Genomic DNA, 20,291 nt, shown 5'->3' with positions numbered 1-20,291 from the left:
ATGTCCGGTCATCGTTCGCCGCCAATTGTTAACGTTAACAATTGGTCGCCGTTCGGGCGTGGCCGGATCACAGCTGTGCTGGCGGCGGCCTGCCTGCTCCTGGCGGGAGTGGTCGCGGCGACCGGGCCGCTGCCGGCGCGGGCGGTGGAGAACGGGGCGGCTCGAACCCCGCCGATGGGGTGGAACACCTGGAACACGTTCGGCTGCGACATCTCCGAGTCGTTGATCCGGCAGACCGTCGACGCGTTGGCGGGCAACGGTATGGCCGCACTGGGTTACAGGTACGTCGTGGTGGACGACTGCTGGTTCGATCCCAGTCGTGATGCCCAGGGCGATCTCCAGGCACATCCGGCGCGCTTCCCCAGCGGGATGAAGGCGCTCGGTGACTACATCCACAGCAAGGGCTTGAAGTTCGGCATCTACCAGGTGCCCGTGGACAAGACGTGTGCGCAGTACTTCAACACGTTCCCCGGCGCCACCGGCAGCCAAGGCCACGAGGAGCAGGACGCACGGCAGTTCGCCGCGTGGGGAGTCGACTACCTCAAGTACGACTGGTGCTCGCCGAAGGGCACGATGGACGAGCAGGTCGCAGCGTTCGCGAAGATGCGCGACGCCCTGGCGGCCACTGGCAGGCCCATCGTCTACAGCATCAACCCGAACAGCATCCACGACAAGACCGGCCCTCTGCGGGACTGGGGCGACGTCGCGAACATGTGGCGCACCACCGAGGACATCACCGACCGGTGGGACACGGGCAGTGACGGCAGCTCGTTCATGGGCGTGCAGAACATCATCAACGTCAACGTGCCGTTGGCTTCGTACGCCAGTCCTGGGGGCTTCAACGACCCGGACATGCTGGAGGTCGGCAACGGCGGCATGACGGACACCGAGCAGCGCAGTCATTTCGCCATGTGGGCGATGATGGCGGCGCCGCTGATCGCGGGCAACGACGTCCGGAGTGCGTCGGCCGGCACGCTCTCCATCCTCAGGAACGCCGACCTGATCGCGGTCAATCAGGACCCTCTGGGCCTGCAGGCCACCCAGGTGTCGAACGACGGCACCCGGCGCGTGATCGCCAAGCGGCTCGCCAACGGCGACGTCGCGGTCGCGCTGCTCAACCAGGGCTCCACCACGGCGACGATCTCGACCCCGGCGAACGCGATCGGCAAGACCGGTGACTCGTTCGGGCTGCGCGATCTGTGGACCGGGGCGGTTTCGGCCACCCGCGGTGGCATCACCGCCATCGTTCCCCCACATGGCACGGCGGTCTTCCGGGTCAGCGGTGGTGGCCTGGCTCCTGCGCCGGCCACCTTCCCTCTGCGTGGCGAGTCCGCCGGCCGCTGCCTGGACTCGCCGAAGGGTGCGACGGCCAACGGCACCCAGCCGGCGATCTGGGACTGCAACGGCGGGGCCCAGCAACTGTTCACCCGCAACGGCAACGCGTTGCAACTGCTCGGCATGTGCCTGGAAACGACGCCCAACGCCGTGGCAGGAACCAAGGTTCAGCTTTGGTACTGCAACGGCGGCGCGAACCAGCAGTGGAACCTGAACACCAACGGCACGATCAGCAACGTGCAGACCGGCCTGTGCCTCGACGTGGACCTCAACGGCACGGCGAACGGCACCCCGGCGATCGTCTGGACCTGTCATGGCGCTGCCAACCAGCGCTGGATCCGCAGTACCTGACCCGACCCTCTCGGCTTGGTCGTGTTAGCGCTCACCCTGCATTGTTTTCGCGAAGGGCCGGTTATGTACTCGAATTCTTCAACGGTCTGGCGTCGGTCGTTGCCGGCCATTCTCGGTGTTCTGGCCCTCACCGCGTCGGCAATGAGTGTCACGCCGGCCGCCGTCGCGGCAGCGGAGCTCGACAAAGGCCTGGTCGTCCACTACGACCTCGCCCAGAGTTCCGGCACCACCGCGATCGACACGTCCGGCAACGGCAGGGACGGCACGCTCAGCGGTGACGCCGCGTGGCAGGGCGACGCGTTGGGCCTCGGTGGCTCGAACGGTCACGTCCGCCTGCCCGACAACGTCCTGCGCGGGTTCACGGACATCACCGTGTCCGTGCAGGTGAACATCGCCACCGACCAGGGCACCCCCTACTTCGTCTGGGGTCTCGGCAACGCTTCGAACGGCGCCGGTAACGGCTACCTGTTCACCTCGGGTGACGCGTACCGGACGTCGATCGCCACCGGCAACTGGTCCACCGAGCAGACGGTGTCCGCCAACCGGAACCTCGCGCGTGGCAGCTGGCGCACCCTCACCTACACCCTCGCCGGCGGTGTCGCCGTGCTCTACGAGGACGGCGTCGAGGTGGCGCGCAAGACCGGCGTGACGATCACTCCGGGAGCGATCGGTGGCGGCGCCACGACCGCCAACTACCTCGGCCGTTCGGTGTACGCCGCGGACAAGTACCTCAAGGGCCAGGTCCGGGACTTCCGCATCTACGACCGTGCCGTGACCGCGGCGGAGGCGAACGCGCTCGGTGAGCGGACCGCCGTCGGCCGCGCCGCCGCCGACGCCGCTGCACTCGACCTCGGCGACACGTCCGCCGTGACCGAAAACCTGACGCTGCCAACGAAAGCTCCTGGTGGCTCCGCGGTCACCTGGTCCTCCGGCAACCCGGCAGTGGTGTCGGCGACGGGGGTGGTCACCCGGCCGTCGCCAGGCTCGGGCAACGCGATCGTGAAGCTGACCGCGACGGCCTCCTACGCCGGTTTCACCGCCACGCGCACGTTCTCCGTGACGGTGCCCGCCGACATCACTGATCGGCAGAAGGTCCGGAACGCTTTGCGGGACATCGTGATCTGGGATCAGAACGCGGTCCGGGGCAACATCACGCTGCCGGCGAAGGGTGCCCGCGACGTCACGTTCACCTGGCGCAGCGACGACAAGAGCGTGGTCTCGGCGTCTGGTGTGGTGACGCGGCCGCCGTACGGTTCCAAGCCACGCAAGGCACACGTGAGTGTCCGTGCGACGAAGGGGAAAGCGAGCGACGTCCGCGACTTCCTGCTCACCGTGCTGCCACTGCCCAAGCAGGAAGCGCGCGAGGGTTACACGTTCGCGTACTTCACGGGAGAGTCCACACAGGACACCGAGCAGGTGCACTTCGCGGTCAGCAAGGGCAACGACCCGCTGCACTGGGAGGAGCTCAACGGCGGCCGCCCCGTGCTGGAATCGCAGTACGGCGAGACCGGGGTGCGCGACCCGTTCATCATCCGCAGCCCCGAAGGCGACAAGTTCTACCTCATCGCGACCGACCTGCAGATCAACGACGGCCGTGGGTGGGGCGAAGCGCAGCAGCACGGCAGCAAGTACCTGGAGATCTGGGAGTCCACCGACCTCGTGACCTGGTCGGAGCAGCGGCACGTCCGCGTCTCGCCCGACACGGCGGGCATGACATGGGCACCCGAGGCCACCTACGACCCGGCCATCGGCGCCTACGTCGTCTACTGGGCAAGCATCCCGTTCGCGGCCGACGACCCCGACCACACCAACTGGTCGTACCCGCGGATGTGGTACTCGACCACCCGCGACTTCCGGACCTTCACCGAGCCGAAGGTGTGGAACGACCCGGGACAGGGCGTCATCGACTCGACCGTCATCAAGGACGGCGACTACTACTACCGCCTGACCACCGACGAGAAGGTCATCGGGTCGTGCACCCGCGACATCGTCCTCGAGCGGTCGAAGGACCTGCGGGCCGTCGACCTGCCGACCACGAGGCCGCGCAAGTGGGAACTGGTCGACGACTGCATCCGCACTCCGCTGGGCACGGACTGGGTCGAGGGCCCGACGCTGTTCAAGTCCAATGACGGCACCAAGTTCTACGCGTTCATGGACGAGACGCCGAACCGCGGATACATCCCGTTCGTCACCGACTCACTGGCGAACCCGAACTGGCAGATCCCGGCGGAGTACTCGTTGCCGCGCGCTCCGCGGCACGGCACGGTTTTGCCGGTCACGAAGGCCGAGCTGGAGCGGCTGCGCAAGGGTCCGCTACCGGTGACGGCCAACAGGAATGGCGTGGTCGCCGACTACGACCTCACCGGAGGCTCCGGCACGACCGTCGTGGACCGCTCCGGAAAGGCCCGCAACGGTGTGCTGCACGGTGCTGTCACCCGCTCGCCGGACGGCCTCACCTTCGGCGGCACCGACGGTTACGTGCACCTGCCGAACAACATCATGACCGGACTCGACGCGATCACCGTGTCGGCACGGGTGTGGGTCGATCCCGGCCAGCAGACGCCGTACTTCCTGTACAACCTCGGCAACAGCACGAACAACGCCGGTGACGGCTACCTCTTCTCCACCGGGGACAGCTATCGGGCGGCCATCGCGGCCGGAAACTGGACGACCGAGCAGAACGCGAACAGCGGGCGAAATCTGGCTCGCGGTACCTGGCACACGTTGACGTACACGCTGGCCGGAGGAACGGCGCGCCTGTACGACAACGGGGTCGAGGTGGCCCATGTGGACGGTGTCACGACGAAGCCGGGCGATCTGGGCGGCGGCATCACGACGTCGAACCAGATCGGCCGTTCCGCCTACGGTTCCGACAGGTACTTCAAGGGCAAGATGAGTGGCTTCACCGTGTGGAACCGCGGTCTGACCACGCAGGAAGTCCTTGCCCTGCCGGGCAACGAGACTGCCGTCGCGTCGGTGAGCCTCGACGCGCTGAAGGTGCCGGCGGTCGTCGACAGCCAGGCCGGGACCATCCTCCTGCCGGTCAAGCCCGGCACGGACCTGAGCCGCCTGGCGCCCCGGCTCGTGGTCGCGGACGGCGCGAAGGTGTCGCCGGGCAACGGATCCAGGCAGAACTTCACCAAGCCCGTCGCCTACACGGTCACCGGAGCCGACCGGAGCAAGCGCACCTGGACGGTGCGCGCGGCGGTCATGAACAGCCCGGTGCTCCCCGGCTACAACGCGGATCCGAACATCGTCCGGTTCGGCGACACCTACTACATCTACGCCACGACCGACGGCTATCCGGGTTGGTCGAGCACGTCGTTCGACGCGTGGTCGAGCAAGGACCTCGTGAACTGGACCAAGCATCCGAAGATCCTCGACCTCGGGCCCGGTGTGTCCTGGGCGGACAGCCGTGCGTGGGCGCCGGCCATCGCGGAGAAGAACGGCAAGTACTACTTCTACTTCTGCGCCGACGCCAAGATCGGCGTCGCGGTCGCCGACTCGCCCACCGGCCCGTTCACCGACGTGCTCGGCACACCCCTGATCGCGTCGAACCCCAACGGCGGCCAGGCCATCGACCCGGCGGTCTTCACCGACGACGACGGCAAGAGCTACCTGTATTGGGGCAACGGCGAGGCCTACGTGGTGCCGTTGAACGCGGACATGACGTCGTTCGACGCCTCGAAGATCAAGCACATCACCGGGTTGGACGGCTTCCGGGAGGGGCTGTTCATGACCAAGCGCGGTGGTACCTACCACCTCACCTGGTCCATCGACGACACCGGCAGCGAGAACTACCGGGTCGGCTACGCCACGGTGACCGGACCCATGATCGACGGTCTGGTGAACCGGGGCGTCATCCTGGAGAAGAACCCGGCACTCGGCATTCTCGGCACCGGACACCACAGCATCGTCCAGGCGCCGGGAACCGACGACTGGTACATCGCCTATCACCGCTTCGCCATCCCCGGCGGCGACGGAACACACCGCGAGGTGACCATCGATCGTCTCCGGTTCAACGCGGACGGCACCATGGCCAAAGTCGTGCCCACGCTCCAAAGCATCACCCGCTGACAAACCATGTTTTGTTTGGGCGCGTCACTCACAGTTGATTCACAGAAAGTGCACAGGATTGTCGGCTTCAGCTGTTCACGTGATGAGAAACAGCAGTTCGCGTAACGTTTGACACTCGTCAGAACTGGCAATTTCCGTGTCTTTCCATCGGGCGGGTCGATTATTTACGCTCGGCGAACGAAACCCGAACAAGTGACGGATCGCGCCCTACCCTGTGCAGACTTCCGTGGGCGCGCTTCTCGTCACTGTCCGAGAATGGAAACCCCTGATGCAAGAGTCACGAAACGTCCGGTTCCTGGCCGGAGTCGGAATTGTGAGCACCGTCGCTGTTTCCCTGCTGGCCGTGCCCGCTCAGGCCGCGGAAGGCGAAATCCGTTCCGCCGACGCCGCGGAAAAGGTGCCCAACAGCTACGTCGTGAAGCTGAAGGACACTCCGGCATCGATGTCGGCCACCGAAGCCACCGCGAACGCCGTGGCGGCCCGCAACGGCGGTGGAGTGGACCGGGTGTTCGGCAGTGCCCTGCGTGGTTTCACCGTGAAGCTGTCCGAGCGGCAGGCCAAGCGCCTCGCCGCCGACCCCGCGGTGGAGTACGTCGAGCAGGACCAGGTCTTCCACGCCGACACCACCCAGGCCAACCCGCCGTCGTGGGGCCTGGACCGGATCGACCAGGCGTCGCTGCCGCTGAGCAGTTCCTACAACTACACCTCGACCGGCAGTGGCGTGAACGTGTACGTGATCGACACCGGCGTGCGGATCAGTCACTCCACGTTTGGTGGCAGGGCGAAGAACGGGTACGACTTCGTTGACGGCGATGCGGTCGCGCAGGACGGCAACGGTCACGGCACCCACGTGGCGGGCACCATCGCCGGCAGCACCTACGGTGTCGCGAAGGGCGCCACCGTGTACGGGGTGCGGGTGCTCGACGACGCGGGCAGTGGCACGACCGCCGGTGTCGTCGCGGGCATCGACTGGGTGACCGCGAACGCGATCAAACCCGCCGTGGCGAACATGAGCCTGGGTGGCGGTGCGTCGACCACCATCGACGCCGCCGTGAACCGCTCGATCGCCGCCGGCGTGACCTACGCGGTCGCCGCCGGCAACAGCAACGCCAACGCGTCGAGCTACTCCCCGGCCCGTGTCGCCGCCGCGATCACGGTGGGCGCGACGACGAGCACCGACGCACGCGCCAGCTACTCGAACTACGGTTCGGTGCTGGACATCTTCGCCCCCGGCTCGTCGATCACGTCCTCCTGGAACACCAGTGACACCGCGACGAACACCATCAGCGGTACGTCGATGGCGACCCCGCACGTGGCAGGTGTGATCGCCCGGTACCTGCAGAACAACACGTCGGCGACGCCCGCCCAGGTGTCGAGCGCGCTGACCTCGGGCGCGACCACGGGCAAGGTCACCAGCGCTGGCTCGGGTTCGCCGAACCGCCTGCTGTATCTGGCTCCCAGCGCCTGACCGAATCCGAAAAGGGGGTCGTCGTGCCGCCCAGGCGGAACGACGGCCCCCTTTTCATGAAGTTGGTCGTTCTGTTGACGGCCGCCACAAATGTGCCTAACTTTCGTGTCGACGCTCTCCGCTGAGATTGCTCGCCATCCCCACAACGAAGGGGCGGAGCATGATGAAGGCTGTCCGACGACTGTTCACCGCCGCGGTGGTCGCCTCGCTGGCCGTGCTGGGCCTGGTGCCCACCGCGGCGCTGGCCGCACCGGCGACCCGGTACGACGGGGTGCTGCCGAACGGCGCGACCTGGATCGCCGACGTGCCGGCGAATTGGAACGGCACGCTGCTGCTCTACAGCCACGGCTACAACCCCACCCCGAACAACCCGCCGGTCAACAGCCCTGGTCCAGCCGTGGCGGAGGCCCTGCTGGCCCGCGGTTACGCGCTGGCCGGCTCGTCGTACTCCCGCCCTGGCTGGGTCGCCGACACCGCGGCGCAGGACGGGCTCGACACGCTCCAGGCGGTCACCGCGATCACCGGACGCCCCCGCCGCACCATCGCGCTCGGCACGTCGTTCGGCGGCATGATCACCGGACAGCTCGCGGAACGAGGTGGCCGGCAGCTCGACGGTGCTGTCGCCACCTGCGGTCTGATGGGCGGCGGGATCGACCTGCACAACTACCAGCTGGACGGGTCACACGCGATCGCGCAACTGCTTCTCGCGGGGGAGCAGGTCACACTCGTCCGGTTCACCGGCCCCGCGGAGGCCACCGCCACGTCGAACCGGATGATCACCGCTCTGGATCAGGCACAGGCCAGCCCGGCCGGACTGGCCCGGCTCGCCCTGATCACGGCCCTGTACCAGGAGCCGACGTGGGTTCCCGGGCAGCCGAAGCCGGCAGCGGGCGACGTCGACGCGCAGGTGGCGGGCCAGTACCAGAACCTGCGCGCGATCCTGCCGTTCATCCAGCTCGGCCGCTACGACATGGAGCGAAGTGCGGGCGGCAACCCGACGTGGAACAAGGGCGTGAACTACTGGCGGCAGCTCGCCGAGTCCGGACGCCTTTCCCAGGTGGCGCAGCTGTACCGGCGGGCCGGCGTCGATCTGCAGACAGACCTGAACCTTCTGACGCGCACGGCGAACGTGACGGTCGATCCCGCGGCGTACCGCTGGATGGCCAGAACCTCCACATTGGACGGACGGCTGGACGTGCCCGTCCTCACGATGCACACGACCGATGACCCCCTCGTCCCGGTGCAACACGAGGAGGAGTACGCCGAAGACGTTCGTGAGGGTGGTTCCGCCGCGCTGCTGCGTCAGGCGTACACCGATCACGCGGGACACTGTGCCTTCACGACCGCTGAGCTGGTGGCGGCGGTGATCACCATGGACAAGCGCATCGAGACCGGGCGCTGGGACCAACTGGCCGATCCGCGCCGGATGCAGGCCCTCGCCGGCTCGCTCGGGCTCGGCTCCGCCACCTTCGTCGGGTTCCGGCCGCCGGAGTTTCTCGGCGACCGCCCCACGTCACCACAACACCGCTAGGCCGGAGTTGTACGGACGGGATTGATCGGTCCCGCCCCGTGACCATCGCGTCAGCTGGTCGGGGACTGGCCGTTCTGGCTCGGTGCGGCGTTAGCGTCGGCGATCGTGGAGGCCGTGGTGCCGTCCTCGGACACGATGGTCACGGTGTCACCGGCTTGGATGTTCTGAGCGGTGCTGACCACGTCGCTGGGGATGGTGCAGGTCTTCGTGTAGCCGTCGTCGAACGGTACGGAGCCTTGGCTCGTCTGCTCGCTGGCCTCGGGGTTCTGCGACTGCTGCGCGCCCCACCACACGCACCGTGACCCGACCACCCACCTGAGTGCACGCGCGGGTCGGAATCAGCCGGTGGGGTCAGTTCAGCGTCGGTATGCGGAACGCCGCGGAACTCGTCGTCGTGGCGTAACGCAGAAGTGCGTCTCCGTCGGCCATCCGGTGCATCGTGTTGACGAAGGTCTTCAGTTCGCGCTGGTAGGAGATGAAGATCAGGCCTTCGTCGTAGTTGTAAGAGCGGCGCAGCATCAGGCCGGCGCCGGCGGTCAACGGGTGCGCCCGCCGGACGTGGGCGTCTGCCGGGATGACGTACTCGCCGTCGGGGGTCTTCGCCGACAGATCGACCTCGTCTCCGCCGGACAGAGGCACGGCGTCGTGCTTGCGGCGCCCGAAGACCCGCTCCTGGTCCGCCACGGGCATCGCGGTGAAGGCGGCCACGTCCAGCTTCATCCGGCGCACGACCGCGAAGGTCGACCCGTCCGGCCGCCAGACCTCCTGGGCGAACTCCCGCGGGGTCTTCGGCACGACGATGCCGTCCTTGAAGCCCAGGACATTCGTGCGGCCGGAATTGCAGGAGCCCTTTTCGCGCCACCGCAGCCTGCCGTCGGGCCGCAACCGGGACGCCGCGTCTCGTACCGCGTCGGGGTCGTCACCGCAGATCTGCAGGAACAACCCGCCGCCCAGGTCCTCCGGCCGCACGGCGTCACCGGGAAACTCCGGCAGGCCCTCGATCCCGTGCCCGTAGGTGACCGTCACCGAGGAACTGACGTGCGCGGACGGCAACGTCACGGCGTCCCAGACGGAGATGTCGGCGTGCAGCTGCTGCGGAGTGGCGATGCCCGGCTGCCGCTGCGGGGAGCCACAGCCGCCCAGTAGTCCGATCGCAGCGGTACCGGCGATCAGACGACGCCGAGAGATAGGGCTCACCGGGCGAGTGTGACATAGGCCGAACGGAGTAGTACGGTCACCGGCTGTGCGCGCTTCGTACATCTTCGCAGCACTGCTCCTGGTCGCCGGTTGCTCGTCGGCGGCAGGGGCGAAGCTGGGACCGGAGATCACCGTTCCAGGGCAGTTCGGCACCATCCAGGCCGCGGTCGACGTCGCCAGGGAGGGTGCGACGATCGTCGTGTCACCCGGTGTCTACAAGGAGTCGGTTCGGGTCGGTACCAGGGGTGTGACGATCAGGGGTGCCCAACGCGACGGTGTGATCATCGACGGCGAGGTCAAGCGCGCCAACGGGATCGTCGTCACCGCGCCGGAGGTGTCCGTGCAGAATCTGACGGTCCGCAACCACACCCTGAACGGCGTGCTGGTCACCGGGGTGAGCGAGAACGGCGGGATGGGCCGCGGCAGCAACGGCTACACCAGGCTGGACACGCAGAAGTTCCCGCCACTGCAGGGGTTTCGCGTCTCGTACGTCACCGCGAGCAACAACGCGCTGTACGGCATCTACGCGTTCGACGCCCAGCACGGCGTGATCGAGCAGAGTTACGCGAGCGGTAGCGCGGACTCCGGGTTCTACGTGGGCCAGTGCAAGCCGTGCGACATCGTCGTGCGCGGCAACGTCGGCGAGCGCAACGCCGTCGGTTACGAGGGCACGAACGCGTCCGGGCGGATGTTCGTGCTGGGCAACAGGTTCAGCGGCAACCGTGTCGGCATGACCTCGAACTCCGACTATCAGGAGGCGTTCGTGCCACAGGAGGATGCCACGTTCATCGGCAACCTGGTGTCCGGCAACTCCGAAGCGCGATCGCCCGCACAGGCGGACGGCGCGTTCGGTCTCGGTGTGGGCATCGCGGGCGGCACCGGCAACCTGTTCTCCCGCAACCTGGTCACCGGTAACCCCGGTGCCGGTGTGGCGCTCGGATCGAGCGAGGACCTGGCGCCGCTGGACAACCGCTTCGAGGGCAACGTGATCGCCGGCAACGGTCAGGACGTGGTGTACGCGGCCTCGAAACGCGCGCCGGGCAGGAACAACTGCTTCGACCGCGAACGCTGCTACGAAGGTGTCGGTGATCCGCTGCCGAAGGCCTCGGCGCCGGGCGGGATCCCGTTCAACCAGGTCGCCGCTCCGCCGCCGCAGCCGGAGATGCCGAGCGATCCGTTGCCGGACAAGGCGCCTGACGCCGAGAAGTACGAGGTGCCACGCGAGGACCTGTTCGACGACCGCGCGGCGGTGCGGTCGTGAAGCGCGTCCTGGCTCTGCTTCTGGTGCTGACGGCCTGCGGTTCGACCACTCCGCGACCGCTGTCGATCCAGGAGGCGGAACGGCTGGCGCTGGTCCGGTTCTCGAACTACACGACCGGCATCAGCGCGTTCACCGCGTCCGTCCCGTCGCCGGGTGGCAGGATCGTGCTGGACGGCCGTGTCGACTTCGTGAACCACCTCGGATATGCGGGCATGCGCACGGACGGCCGTGAAGACGCGGTCTCCCAGGGCCTGCTCCAGTGGAACCTCGGCCGGATGGCGTTCGCGACGTCGCCGTCCACCACGGCGGTCGAACCGGTGCCGGTCGTCGACTGGCGGGTCAGGGCACTGCGGGAACGTGGTTCCGAACTCGACGGCGCGCTGCGGCTGCTGGTGAACCTCGGCTCCGACAGGCCGGAGAATCCTCAGCTCCTGCTGCAGAGCACGGCGCGCTGGCTCCGGCCGGACAAGATCGGAGACGCGGCCGTGGACGTGTTCGAGGGTCCCAGGCAGAAGGACGCGGCGGACGCCAGGCTGCGCTACTGGCTCGACCAGGACGGCAAGCTCCGCAGACTGGAAGCCAGGCTGGGTGCTCAGGAAGACCTCGCCGTCTTCGACTTCGCCGACTCGAAGCAGCCCGTTCAGGTCATTCCGCCGCTGGCCACCTGAGGCGTCCGCTGCCCCGGAGCGGACCCATGCCCGGACACGGTGCCAACGAAACGCACGGTACTCGACTCGGGGTCGACAGCTCACTGCCGGGTTCTTCCGTGTTCGTGACCGATCCTGCGGGCAAGACCGCGATCGGGATCACGGGCGTCGACGGCAGCATTACGGTCGGGCTCGACCCGTTCGGTAGCGACAAGTACCGCGTGCAGGTGACTCCGCCTGTGGGCAGCGTGCTGGAGCCAGCCCCCGCAGGTGCCGGCCTCGAGAGCAACGGCCTGTCAAGCGGGCGACCGCAAAACAGGACGGCAGCAGTAACGTCGACGGCTCCTCGCGGTCGTTGGTGACCTTGCCGTTCACCTCGCGCGGCACAGCGGACGCGCCGACGCAGGTCGCGAGCCAGGCCGACCGGCTCGGTGTACGGCATCGCGTATCGCAAGCAGGACAGGCGGATCTAATGCGGCGCGTTCGCGAAACGGCCCACCGACCATGGCTCCGGTGGGCCGAGTGCCGGCACCGCCGCGTACGACCACGCGGACAACGTCGGCGGTGCCTTCGCCGACGTTGTCGGCAAGCAGTCGTTGGGCGACGTCAACATCTCCGAGGACGGCGGCGAGCTCTACGTCAACCTGAACGACAAGAAGCTCTACGTCTATGAGGCCACGGCTCCGGTGTGCTCAACGGCTTCCCTTCAGCGTCCGCTCGGGTCCTTCACCGCCAGAAGGCGACCTTCGCCGGTAACAGGCGCTGAAACCAGGAAAAGCTGAGTACAGAACCCGGAACCACCAGTTCAGCCTCATAGGCGTGCGGTCAAACTGTGACACCTGCCCGAAAGTTGACCTGGTAGAGCGAACCTCTCATGTGGACAGTCGCGGACGGCGACGGCCTCAGTTAAACCTGAAACCACGATCGTGCGCGCAATCCCCCCAATGCGGTTGGGGTGCGCTACTAGGTGCCACGGAAATAGCTCATCAAGCGGCCAATCATGTGAGACAAGTTCACCAGGAAGAGCGACAAGTGATCTCAGGACGGTGATCGAAGTTGGGCGGACCTGTGGAAACAGTGGCATTTTCCAGGTTCTCGCAGCGTGCCCCGATCCTGCCCGTCTAGGAGCGATCTCGTGAAACGTCCGCTCGCTACCGCGCTCGCCGCGCTGGTGGCCGCCTCGTCCGCCGTGGTGATACAGCCAGCGAATGCCGGTCCCGGCGACGGCACGCTGACCGTGAATGTCATCCGTGACGTCAACGGCAACGGCACGTATGAGGCCGCGCTGGAAGGCGGCGTGGCGGGTTCCTCCGTCCTCGTGACCGACCCCGCCGGCCAGACCGCGACCGGCACGACCGGTGCGGACGGCAACGTCACCGTCGGACTCGGTCCGGTCAGCGGTGGCAAGTACCGCGTCCAGGTGAACCCCCCGGCCGGAAGCGTCCTGCAGCCCGCCCCCGCGGGCACCGGGCTCGAGAGCAACACGATGTTCGTGGATGTCTCCGGTAGCAAGGACGTCAGTGTCACCACGGCGTTGTGGAACCCGGCCGACTACTGCCAGTCGAGCCCCGCGCTCGTCACGGCCTGCCAGCGGGCGACCCGCAAGCAGGACGGCAGCAGCAACGTCGATGACGCCGCACGATCGTTGGTGACCTTCCCGTTCACGAGTCGTGGCACGGCCTCCGCGCCGACGCAGATCGCGAACCAGGGCACCACGGGCGCGGTGTACGGCATCGCGTACCGCAAGCAGGACAAACGGATCTTCTCCGGCGCGTTCGCGAAGCGGCTCGCCGACTACGGCACCGGTGGTTCCGGCGGCGTCTACGTCACCCCCGCCGGGGGTGGCGCGACGACGTTGTTCACCACCGTTCCCAACACGGGAACCACCGCGCACGACCACGCGAACAACTTCGACGCCGGTTTCGCCAACGTGGTCGGCAAGGAGTCGCTGGGCGACATCGACATCTCCGAGGACGGCAGCGAGCTCTACGTCGTCAACATGGGAGACAAGAAGCTCTACGTCTACGACGCCACCGCGGCGACGGCGGGTGCGGCCAAGGCCTCCTACGCGATCCCGTCGCCCTGCGCCAACGCGGCCGACTGGCGGCCCGGCGCACTGGCGGTCCGCGACGGTCTGGTCTACGTGGGCGGTGTCTGCTCTGGCGAGTCGACGCAGAACACGGCCGACATGCGGGTCGTGGTGCGGACGTTCGCCGCTGGCGCGTTCAGCGCGCCGGTGGTCGACCAGCCGTTGAACTACCTGCGGGGCACCGCCCTGTGGCAGGGCAGCGGCACCGACCGCTGGCTGCCCTGGCAGACCACCTACAAGCAGCCGACCCCGTTCGGCGGGCTCGTGGTGAACCCCGAGCCGTTGCTGACCGACATCGGTGTCGAGGCGGCGGGCGACCTCGTCCTGGCGTTCCGCGACCGCTTCGGCGACCAGGGCGGCAAGAGCCTGTCCCCGGCGGACGGATCGTCTGGGCAGTGGGACACCGTCAGCGGCGGCGATCTCAACCGGGTGTGCCGGCAGGCTGACGGCAGCTACGCCTGGGAGGGGACCGGAACGTGTCCCAACAACAACAATTCCGCCAACAACGGTAACGGCCAGTCGGGCGACGTGGTCGAGTACTACGCTGGCGAGTACTACAGCGACTCACAAAGCAGCCCTCACAACGAGACCGCACAGGGAGCGCTCGCCGTCGTGTACGGGGAGACCCGGATGCCGGACACGGTGATGGACCCGACGGCACTGAACACCGGTGGCGTGGGCTGGTTCGACCGGGCCGACGGCACCATGACGGCCGCCGGTTACCCGAATGCCTACCAGATCAGCGACGTGAACACCGAGGGCTGGGGCAAGGCGAACGGCCTGGCCGACCTCGAGGCGCTGTGTGATCTCGCGCCCGTCCAGCTGGGCAACCGCGTCTGGTTCGACACCGATGGTGATGGCACGCAGGACGGTGACGAGCCGGCGGTCGCCAGTGTGAAGGTCACTGCGACGCCGTGCGCCGGTGGTCCCGCCCTCCCGGTGAAGACCACGAACGCCAAGGGTGAGTACTACTTCGGCGCGGCGGATGGCCTGAAGCCGGACACCTGCTACAACCTCGCTTTCGACTACAGCGGGGTGAACGCGGGGGCCTTGCCGGGTGCGCCCAGCCAGGCCGATCTGAAGTGGACGATCAGCCAGGCCGGTCCCGACCGGGTCATCGACTCCAATGTGGACGCCGCGGGCAAGGCCCAGGCGACCACGGGCAAGGCCGGTACGGCGGATCACACGATCGACGCCGGTATCAACGCGAAGATCACGAACAAGCTCGGTGACTTCGTCTGGTCCGACACCAACCGCAACGGCCTGCAGGACGCCGGCGAGCCGGGCGTGCCCGGCGTGACCGTCGTGCTGAAGAAGGGCGATGGCACCCAGGTCGGCCAGCCGAAGCAGACGGACGCGCAGGGCAAGTACCTGTTCGACCAGCTGGAAGACGGCGTCTACAAGGTGTGCTTCGACCTGTCGACGTTGCCCGCGCAGTACGCCGGGTACACGTTCACCGGCAAGGATGCTGGTGATGACGCGAAGGACTCCGACGCCGATCCGGCCGATGGCTGTACCGCGACGACGACGCTGGGTGCCGCCAAGCGCGAGGACCTGAGCCTCGACGCCGGTATCTCACCGCCGAACAACAAGGTCGGTGACCTCGTCTGGAAGGACACCAACCGCAACGGTGTCCAGGACGGCGACGAGCCGGGCGTTCCCGGCGTGACCGTGACGCTGAAGGACGGCACGGGCGCGCCCGTGGGCACCCCGAAGCAGACGGACGCACAGGGCAAGTACCTGTTCGACAACCTGCCTGACGGCACCTACCAGGTGTGCTTCGACATCTCGACCGCTCCGGCCGAGTACGCGGGCTACCTGCTGACGCGGCTGAACGCCGGTGCCGACGACGCGAAGGACTCGGACGCCGACTTGGCGACCAAGTGCACGCACACCACGACGTTGGGCCCCGACAAGCGCGAGGACCTCTCGCTCGACGCGGGCATCCGGCCGCCGAACAAGCTCGGCGACTACGTGTGGATCGACACCAACAAGAACGGTCAGCAGGACGACGGCGAACCGCCGGTGTCCGGTGTGACCGTGAAGGTCGGTGACCAGACCACGCAGACGGGTCCGGACGGCAAGTACGTCTTCGACAAGCTGCCCGACGGCGAGTACACCGTCTGCTTCGACAAGACGAACCTGCCGCAGCCGGTCGCGGACTTCATCCCGACGACGCCGAACGCCGGTTCCGACGACGCGAAGGACTCCGACGCGGCCGCCGACACCTGGTGTGCTCCGCCGACGAAGCTCGACATCGACCGGCCGGAGGACCTGACGATCGACATGGGTCTGATCTCTCCGGTGAACCGCCTCGGTGACTACGTGTGGATCGACGTCAACAAGGACGGTCTGCAGGACGCCACCGACATCCCGGTCGAGGGCGTGAAGGCGACTCTGTCCAACGGCGCGACCGCGACGACGGACGCGCAGGGCAAGTACCTGTTCGACAACCTGTCCGACGGCACCTACAAGGTGTGCTTCGACGTCACGAACCTGCCTGCCGCGGTGAAGGACTACAAGGTCACGACGCAGAACGCCGGTGACGACGCGAAGGACTCCGATGCGGGTGCGGACGGTTGCACGGCGGAAACCACGCTGGGCACCGGGAAGCGCGTCGACCTGACCCTCGACATGGGTCTGGTCTCGCCGCCGAACAAGCTTGGCGACTACGTCTGGGTCGACACCAACCGCAACGGTGTCCAGGACGGCGGCGAGCCGGGCGTACCTGGCGTGACCGTCAAGGTCGGTGACCAGACCACGACGACGGACGACCAGGGCAAGTACCTGTTCGACAACCTGTCCGACGGCACCTACAAGGTGTGCTTCGACATCGCGAACATGCCTGCGCCGTACCAGCAGTACCTGGTGACCAGGCCGAACGCGGGTGGCGACGACACGAAGGACTCCGACGCCGGAGCCGACGGTTGTACGCCGGAGACCTCGCTCGGCAGCGCCAAGCGTGAGGACCTGACGCTCGACCTGGGCATCAGGCCGCCGAACAAGCTCGGCGACACGGTCTGGATCGACACCAACAAGAACGGTGTCCAGGATCCGGACGAGCCTGGTGTGCCCAGGGTGACGGTCAAGGTGGGCGACAAGACCACGACCACCAATGACCAGGGCAAGTACGAGTTCCCGAACCTGCCCGACGGCAAGTACAAGGTGTGCTTCGACATCGCGAACATGCCGGGGCCGGTCGCTGACTACCAGGTCACGAAGCCGGACCAGGGTGGCGACGAGGCGAAGGACTCGGATGCCGACGTGGCAACGGGTTGTGCGCCCGAGGTCGAACTGAACGTCGACAAGCCGGAAGACCCGACGATCGACATGGGTCTGATCTCTCCGGTGAACCGCCTCGGTGACTACGTGTGGATCGACGTCAACAAGGACGGTCTGCAGGATGCCACCGACGTTCCGGTCGAGGGCGTGACGGTGAAGCTGAACACCGGCGCGACCACGACGACGAACGCGCAGGGCAAGTACCTGTTCACCGACCTGGCGGATGGCACCTACAAGGTGTGCTTCGACCTCGCCAACCTGCCTGCCGCGGTGAAGGACTACAAGGTCACGACGCAGAACGCCGGTGACGACGCGAAGGACTCCGACGCCGGTGCGGACGGTTGCACGGCGGAAACCACGCTGGGCACCGGAAAGCGTGAGGACCTCACGCTCGACATGGGTCTGGTCTCCCCGCCGAACAAGCTGGGCGACACGGTCTGGCGTGACGACAACAAGAACGGCGTGCAGGACGACGGCGAGCCCGGCGTTCCCGACATGCCAGTGAAGTTGTCGAACGGTGACACCACGAAGACGGGGCCGGACGGCAAGTACGAGTTCCCGAACCTGCCTGACGGCAAGTACACGGTGTGCTTCGGCCCGATGCCCGACGCGGTGAAGGACTTCTTCTACACCTTGCCGAACGCGGGCTCTGACGACGCGAAGGACTCCGATGCGAACGTCGACACCGGCTGCACCCCCGAGGTGACGCTGGGCATCGGCAAGCGCGAGGACCTGACCGTCGACGCCGGCATCCACCCGCCGATCAACCTGCTCGGCGACCTCGTGTGGATCGACGCCAACAAGAACGGTCTGCAGGACGAGGGCGAGAAGTCCGTGGCCGACGTGACCGTGAAGCTGAACACCGGTGCCACCACCAAGACCGACGAGAACGGCATCTACCTGTTCCGGGATCTCCCGGACGGCGAGTACAAGGTGTGCTTCGACATCGCCGACCTGCCGGCCGCGGTGAAGGACTACACCCTCACCAAGGTCAACGCGGGCGACGACGCCAAGGACTCGGACGCCGATCCGGCGACGGGCTGCGCGTTGCCCGTGGTCCTCGGGGTGGGCAAGCGCAAGAACCTGACGCTCGACGCGGGTCTGATCGCACCGCCGAACAAGATCGGCGACCTGGTGTGGTCGGACCAGAACCGCAACGGCGTGCAGGATCAGAGTGAGCCCGGCGTTCCCGATGTGCCGGTCAAGCTGTTCGACGACAAGGGCAAGCCCGTCGGCGACCCGGTGAAGACCGACAAGGACGGCAAGTACGAGTTCCCGAACATCCCGGACGGCACCTACAAGGTCTGCTTCGAGATGGGTGCTCTGCCTGGTGCCTACGCCGGATACCTGGCGACCAAGCCGAACGTCGGCGACGACGCCAAGGACTCTGACGTCGACCCGGCGACGGGGTGCACGCCGCCGGTGAAGGCCGGTGTCGGGAACCGCGTCGACCTGACCCAGGATCTGGGTCTGGTGCCGCCGACCAACCGCGTCGGTGACTACGTCTGGTACGACAACAACTCCAACGGGGTGCAGGACGCCGGCGAGCCCGGCGTGCCCGAGCTTCCGGTGTTCCTGCAGGACGGCACCGGCAAGCCGGTGGAGCAGAGCAAGACCGACAAGGACGGCAAGTACCTGTTCACCGATCTGCCGGACGGTGAGTACAAGGTCTGTTTCAACGCCGATCCGCTGACCGGTCTGGTGGCTGGTCGCAAGCTGACCACGCCGCACGTCGGCGACGACGCGAAGGACTCCGACGCCGACCTGGTGAACGGATGCACCCACGTCGTCAAGCTGGGCAAGGACAAGCGTGTCGACCTCACCCTCGACGCGGGTCTGCTGCCGAAGCCAGTGGCACCACCGCTGGCTTCCACGGGTGCTGCTGTGTGGGGCTTGCTCCTCGCGGCGCTCACGATGATCGCCGGTGGTGCCTTCCTGCTGCTGCAGGGCAGGCGTCGGCGGTCGCAGAGCTAGTCGGCAAGTGAACAGGCACGGCCCCCGGTCTTCGTCGCCGGGGGCCGTGCCTGTTCGAGGCTGGCGGCCAGGACTGTCTGCACTGCTCATGCCCCGAGATGACGGCCGTCCCGGTATTGACTTCGGGGACGAGGGGGCCGTTCGGGCCAGGACATCGCGCACTCCGTCGACTACGTGGCCTACGCGGACGTCGACTTCGGCGCCACACCACCGACCTCGCTGACCACGCGCCTTGCGTCCCGCAGATCGTCGGCCGGCTCCATGTCGTGTGTCGCCACGAAAGCCGTGTACCCGCCAGTTGTCCGCTCAACGGATTCGAGTTCCTCGGCTGAGTGGACGACTGACGGGCACCGGAAGAGCTGGGACGCGACGAAGTCGTGGATCAATCTCGGCAGGATCGCGGATGGGCCCGCACTGGAGCGTCGTGGGTGGTTGTGGTCGCTACCGCAGCCACCCACGGTCTGGCGGGTTCAGCAATCCGCCCGCACCTGCTCCGAACGGATGTCCCACGGCTGGCCCTTGGTCTGGCCGTCGACAGTGCCGTTGACGTACCAGTAGTAGTGCCCCTTGTAACGGCTTCGGAAGTTCAGCTCGTAGGTGCCGCTGACCCGCGACCGCTGCTTCGCGGCGTAGATGATCACGCGTGCCCTCGGCCCGACGTCCTGGCGAATCTCGTCGGACGTCGTGTCGAGCCACGACCACTCGCGGTTGTAGGACACGGTGATGCCGTACTCGTACGCTTTGCCGATTGTCGTCTTGGCGCTGAGTTCCACGCCGAACGAGTGGGTGGTGCCCTGGGCGGCCTCGTACCGGATGACCCGGGTCTGGTTGAAGTTCGTGCAGTTCGTCGAGCTGCCGGCGAGCATTCGGGAACCGTTGTAGACCGAGATGCCGCCGCTGGGACGGAAGTCGCACTTGTCGGTGCGCCCCTCGTTGCACTTCTGCAGCAGTTCGCGGGTCGTTGCCTGACCCTCGTGGTTCGCCGACGCCGTGCCGGGAGCGGCGAGGCCGATGCCGACGCACATCAAGGAAGCCATCGCGACCGCACTCGCGCGGTGAGAGAACTTGGTCATCGTGTT

11 protein-coding genes are annotated in these 20,291 nt (G+C 67.1%); 8 read left to right on the top strand and 3 right to left on the bottom strand.

Going from position 1 to position 20,291, the window contains the following annotated elements; translation table 11 throughout:
- Nucleotides 1-75: 75 nt before the first annotated feature.
- From OG205_RS16945 to OG205_RS16930, 4 genes are all read left to right on the top strand, one after another.
- Complete coding sequence (locus tag OG205_RS16945) at nucleotides 76-1,686, top strand: glycoside hydrolase family 27 protein (RefSeq protein WP_330277216.1); 1,611 nt, start codon at nucleotides 76-78, stop codon at nucleotides 1,684-1,686.
- Nucleotides 1,687-1,827: 141 nt separating this feature from the next.
- Nucleotides 1,828-5,763: a family 43 glycosylhydrolase gene (locus OG205_RS16940; protein WP_330277215.1), complete on the top strand. Its 3,936-nt coding sequence runs from the start codon at nucleotides 1,828-1,830 to the stop codon at nucleotides 5,761-5,763.
- Between the two features lie 268 nt (nucleotides 5,764-6,031).
- Nucleotides 6,032-7,231, top strand: coding sequence for a S8 family peptidase (locus tag OG205_RS16935; RefSeq protein ID WP_330277214.1), 1,200 nt, complete (start codon nucleotides 6,032-6,034; stop codon nucleotides 7,229-7,231).
- A 160-nt stretch (nucleotides 7,232-7,391) separates the two neighbouring features.
- Nucleotides 7,392-8,762, top strand: coding sequence for an alpha/beta hydrolase (locus OG205_RS16930; RefSeq protein ID WP_330277213.1), 1,371 nt, complete (start codon nucleotides 7,392-7,394; stop codon nucleotides 8,760-8,762).
- Between the two features lie 50 nt (nucleotides 8,763-8,812).
- On the opposite strand, the gene OG205_RS16925 is transcribed toward OG205_RS16930, so the two are convergent.
- Both OG205_RS16925 and OG205_RS16920 read right to left on the bottom strand, forming a co-directional pair.
- Entirely contained in the window at nucleotides 8,813-9,073 is a 261-nt protein-coding gene (locus tag OG205_RS16925) for a hypothetical protein (protein WP_330277212.1), read from the bottom strand.
- A 40-nt stretch (nucleotides 9,074-9,113) separates the two neighbouring features.
- Complete coding sequence (locus tag OG205_RS16920) at nucleotides 9,114-9,959, bottom strand: Dyp-type peroxidase (protein ID WP_330277211.1); 846 nt, start codon at nucleotides 9,957-9,959, stop codon at nucleotides 9,114-9,116.
- A gap of 46 nt (nucleotides 9,960-10,005) precedes the next feature.
- On the opposite strand from OG205_RS16920, the gene OG205_RS16915 reads away from it, so the two are divergent.
- The 4 genes from OG205_RS16915 (at nucleotide 10,006) to OG205_RS16900 (ending at nucleotide 19,212) form a co-directional block, all read left to right on the top strand.
- Nucleotides 10,006-11,220: a right-handed parallel beta-helix repeat-containing protein gene (locus OG205_RS16915; protein WP_330277210.1), complete on the top strand. Its 1,215-nt coding sequence runs from the start codon at nucleotides 10,006-10,008 to the stop codon at nucleotides 11,218-11,220.
- Entirely contained in the window at nucleotides 11,217-11,888 is a 672-nt protein-coding gene (locus tag OG205_RS16910; RefSeq protein ID WP_330277209.1) for a hypothetical protein, read from the top strand. Before OG205_RS16915 ends, OG205_RS16910 begins: the two co-directional genes overlap by 4 nt.
- Before the next feature lie 575 nt (nucleotides 11,889-12,463).
- Complete coding sequence (locus OG205_RS16905) at nucleotides 12,464-12,649, top strand: hypothetical protein (protein ID WP_330277208.1); 186 nt, start codon at nucleotides 12,464-12,466, stop codon at nucleotides 12,647-12,649.
- A 353-nt stretch (nucleotides 12,650-13,002) separates the two neighbouring features.
- Entirely contained in the window at nucleotides 13,003-19,212 is a 6,210-nt protein-coding gene (locus OG205_RS16900) for an SdrD B-like domain-containing protein (RefSeq protein WP_330277207.1), read from the top strand.
- 470 nt (nucleotides 19,213-19,682) lie between these two features.
- Here OG205_RS16900 and OG205_RS16895 read toward each other — a convergent pair whose 3' ends face one another.
- Complete coding sequence (locus OG205_RS16895) at nucleotides 19,683-20,285, bottom strand: hypothetical protein (RefSeq protein WP_330277206.1); 603 nt, start codon at nucleotides 20,283-20,285, stop codon at nucleotides 19,683-19,685.
- Nucleotides 20,286-20,291 lie beyond the last annotated feature (6 nt).

The sequence above is a fragment of the Lentzea sp. NBC_00516 genome, assembly GCF_036346835.1.
GTDB lineage: Bacteria > Actinomycetota > Actinomycetes > Mycobacteriales > Pseudonocardiaceae > Lentzea > Lentzea sokolovensis.
The sequence above is the reverse complement of the archived record's forward strand: the minus strand, read 5'-3'. Positions and strand labels throughout refer to the sequence as shown.